Below are 2,727 nucleotides of genomic sequence, written 5' to 3' on the forward strand. Positions count from 1 at the left end.
ACTCTATATCGTTCTTTTATTATTATTTGCCGTTTCGAACTTTTTCCTAGGTGATAAAAAAGAACAAAAAATTAAGCAGCCAATCATGCAGCAAATAAAAGAAGTATATCGAAATCAAATCCTTTGGTTTTTAAGCTTGTTTTATTTTATTACGTTTGGCGGCTTCGTAGCATTTACGATTTATTTACCCAATTTTCTTGTGAACCACTTTGAGCTTGATCCTGTTTCAGCTGGATTAAGAACAGCAGGTTTTATTGTGCTAGCAACTATTCTTCGCCCCATCGGCGGATTTCTTGCAGATAAATTTAACACTTATTATATGCTTATGTTTGTATTTGGTGGTTTGACGATTTCAGGTGTCATTTTATCCTTTTCACCAACAATTGAAATATATACAATTGGTGTTTTAACTGTCGCTGTTTGTGCTGGTATCGGAAATGGAACAGTATTCAAGCTTGTCCCACTATATTTCTCAAAGCAAGCAGGTATCGTTAATGGAATTGTGGCTGCAATGGGAGGGCTAGGAGGCTTTTTTCCACCTCTTGTATTAACGTCTGTATTTAATTTAACAGGTCATTATGCTATTGGATTTATGGCTTTATCCGAATTTGCATTGCTTAGCTTTGTCATTGTTGTCTTTATGTACTACCAAGAGGAACGCCAAATTGACAATAAAATTATTCAGAACACGGCACAAGGGCTTATGATTACAAATCGTGAAGGGATTATTCAAAGTGTCAATCCTGCGTTTACAAAAGTTACAGGTTATGAAATGGAAGAAGTTATTGGGAAAAAGCCGAATATATTACAATCAGGAAAACATAATCGGGCATTTTATCAAACGTTATGGTCTGAAGTGAAAACAAATGGTTATTGGCAGGGTGAAATATGGAACAAGCGGAAAAATGGTGAAATTTATCCTGAATGGCTAACGATTACGAAAATAAGTAATGAAGCTGGAGAAATAAAATATTATGTTGGTCAATTTAACGATATTTCGAAGGAAAAAATGAGAATGATTAAATAGGAAGGAATAAAATCATGTTATCTGCAATTCTAACATATCAAGGAAATGAAATGATGCCAATCCTAAAAGAGTATGGTTTTAAATGGATTGATAATCGTTTTGTCTATCCTATTAATAAAAGAAATCTATTGAATGTTGAGATCGATACACGAAATAAGGAACTATCTATTACCTATTCTAATCAATTAGGCATTCAGGAATATAGAAAAATCCATTTTCTCCTCTCTAGTATTCAGGACCGGCTTAAAGGAACAATCTACGATAAAAATAGTTTGTTAGGCTATACTGAAACTGGTGAACCAGCGTATATTATAACAAATTGGCAAAAATGGTATCGATTTATCCAAAAGGCTATGCTGACATCACTTTCCGGGAAAAAGGTTCGTGTTATAAATGAATCTGAAGTTGAACTCGCATCAGGATTATTTGTTGGATACGAAACATCTGAATATGAGGACACGATAACAAAATGTACATTGGTTACGCTATTCGGTGAAAAAACATTTAAAGGGAAGGATTTAAAGATTGAAGCGTCAAACGAATGGTAATTTATGATGTATCAATAGTCTGATTCCTAAAGAAAATAGTTAGGAAGCTTAATAATAATGTTTGGGGGTCAGCCCCTATCTTGGACACCCCCTCTTTTTTAGCTTTTTACTTATTCCTCATGCCCTTGTATGAACAAAAGCTCCTTATTTAGGATTTTGTAAAACTAAAACATAATTTATATCGTAATAATGAACAGCTGGTTTAACGGAAGCTGTATTTGTTAAACCATAGTTATCCTTCTTAACTTCTATCACTTCTCCAATTTCCAAATTAGCAGGAAAGTAAGTACTCTTTTGTGAAGTTGTTACAATACTCCCTACTTTAATTTCCTTATTCGTTTCAATTCTTGTCATTTTAATCAGGTTGTTTTCAGGATCATAGGATTCAATCATACCGAAAACTGACTGGTCATCTTTAAAGGTGGCTGGAATATAGCTTCTTTTCTGATTACTTGTAATTAGCTCCACCTCAGCTGTGTCTTTATGAACTGTTTTAATTAATCCAATGAGGCCTTCAGGTGAAATGACAGGCATATTCTTCTTAATTCCTTGGTTTTCCCCAGCACTAAGTGTTAATGAATTAAACCAATTTTGACTATTTTCGGAAGAAAAATCTCGATAAATAACAGTAGCAACAAGAGGTTGATAGTTTTTATATCTTTCAACAGCCTGCTTCGTTTTCTGTAATTCACTATTGTCAGATTGGACAAGCTGGTTTTCTATTTTAAGTTGCTCAATACTTGCGATTCTTTCCTCTAATAATTTATTTTCATTATATAAGTTTAGAAATTGGCGAATATCTGCTACAAGAGTATTTTCAGTAAAATTCTTTACCAATTTGTCTGTAGGAATATATCTCATTGAAAACAGTAATACAAGAACAGCTATCCCACCGAGCAATATGTAAATCTTCGTTTTCGTTTTCATGGTATCTCCTTTTTTATCATGGTGTTCATAGTTTAACCAACTCTACTATATTACCATATTTTACATAATCTTTGTAGATTTATAGAAAAAAACTGCCAATAGATCGATAATCTATTGACAGTTTAAAAGATATATTATTTTTCAGCAGATTTTTCGCCTTCTGATTGTTCATCAGTAGATTGTTCATCAGTAGATTTTTCATCTGTACTATCTTTATCCGTATAT

3 protein-coding genes are annotated in these 2,727 nt (G+C 33.0%); 2 read left to right on the forward strand and 1 reads right to left on the reverse strand.

From position 1 onward, the window contains the following. Both HU235_RS04835 and HU235_RS04840 read left to right on the forward strand, forming a co-directional pair. On the forward strand, positions 1–1,027 hold a 1,027-nt coding region (locus HU235_RS04835; protein WP_174879480.1), incomplete at its 5' end, for an MFS transporter. Positions 1,028–1,041: 14 nt separating this feature from the next. Further along, positions 1,042–1,575: a hypothetical protein gene (locus tag HU235_RS04840; protein ID WP_095300084.1), complete on the forward strand. Its 534-nt coding sequence runs from the start codon at positions 1,042–1,044 to the stop codon at positions 1,573–1,575. 144 nt (positions 1,576–1,719) lie between these two features. On the opposite strand, the gene mreC is transcribed toward HU235_RS04840, so the two are convergent. Continuing rightward, on the reverse strand, positions 1,720–2,502 hold the full coding sequence (gene mreC, locus HU235_RS04845; protein ID WP_174879481.1) for a rod shape-determining protein MreC: 783 nt from the start codon (positions 2,500–2,502) through the stop codon (positions 1,720–1,722). Between the last annotated feature and the right edge of the window lie 225 nt (positions 2,503–2,727).

The sequence above is a fragment of the Metabacillus niabensis genome (assembly GCF_902829255.1).
GTDB lineage: Bacteria > Bacillota > Bacilli > Bacillales > Bacillaceae > Metabacillus > Metabacillus niabensis.